General features: G+C 64.0%; 1 protein-coding gene. It reads right to left on the reverse strand.

The features are described from left to right. Position 1: 1 nt before the first annotated feature. Positions 2–1177, reverse strand: a 1176-nt coding sequence (tuf, locus tag KUV38_RS20785; RefSeq protein WP_222472150.1) for an elongation factor Tu, incomplete at its 5' end; no start/stop codon positions are given.

Consider the following 1177-nt stretch of genomic DNA (forward strand, 5'->3'; position numbering starts at 1 on the left):
ATCACTCGATGATCTTGGAGACGACGCCTGCGCCGACGGTGCGGCCGCCTTCGCGGATGGCGAAGCGGAGGCCGTCTTCCATGGCGATCGGGGCGATCAGCTCAACGGTGAACGACACGTTGTCGCCCGGCATCACCATCTCGGTGCCCTCTTTCAGGGTCACCGTCCCGGTCACGTCCGTGGTGCGGAAGTAGAACTGCGGGCGGTAGTTGGCGAAGAACGGGGTGTGACGGCCACCTTCCTCTTTGGTGAGGATGTAGGCTTCGGCCTCGAACTTGGTGTGCGGGGTCACCGAGCCGGGCTTGCAGAGCACCTGGCCCCGCTCAACGCCTTCACGGTCCACACCACGCAGCAGGGCGCCGATGTTGTCGCCAGCCTCACCGCGGTCCAGCAGCTTGCGGAACATTTCCACGCCGGTGCAGGTGGTCTTGGTGGTGTCGCGGATGCCGACGATCTCGATCTCGTCGCCCACGTTGATCACGCCACGCTCGACACGGCCGGTCACAACGGTACCGCGGCCGGAGATCGAGAACACGTCCTCGATCGGCATCAGGAAGGGCTGGTCGACGGCACGCTCGGGCGTGTCGATGTAGTCGTCCACAGCCTTCATCAGCTCGGCGATCTTCTCGGAACCGATGTTGTCGTCACGGCCTTCCAGAGCGGCCAGGGCGGAGCCTGCCACGATCGGGATATCGTCGCCGGGGTAGTCGTAGCTGGAGAGCAGCTCGCGCACTTCCATCTCGACGAGCTCCAGGAGCTCCTCGTCGTCCACCTGGTCGACCTTGTTGAGGAACACGACCATTTTCGGGATGCCAACCTGGCGGCCCAGCAGAATGTGCTCGCGGGTCTGCGGCATGGGGCCGTCAGCGGCGTTCACCACCAGGATCGCGCCGTCCATCTGGGCAGCACCGGTGATCATGTTCTTCACGTAGTCGGCGTGGCCGGGGCAGTCGACGTGGGCGTAGTGACGCGCATCGGTCTCGTACTCCACGTGGGCGGTCGAGATGGTGATGCCGCGGGCCTTCTCCTCGGGCGCGCCGTCGATCTCGTCATAGGCCTTGAAGTCGCCAAACTGCTTGGTGATCGCAGCCGTCAGCGTCGTCTTGCCGTGGTCCACGTGACCGATCGTGCCGATGTTCACATGCGGTTTCGTGCGTTCAAACTTTTCCTTAGCCAT

Source organism: Vannielia litorea (assembly GCF_019801175.1).
Lineage (GTDB): Bacteria > Pseudomonadota > Alphaproteobacteria > Rhodobacterales > Rhodobacteraceae > Vannielia > Vannielia litorea_B.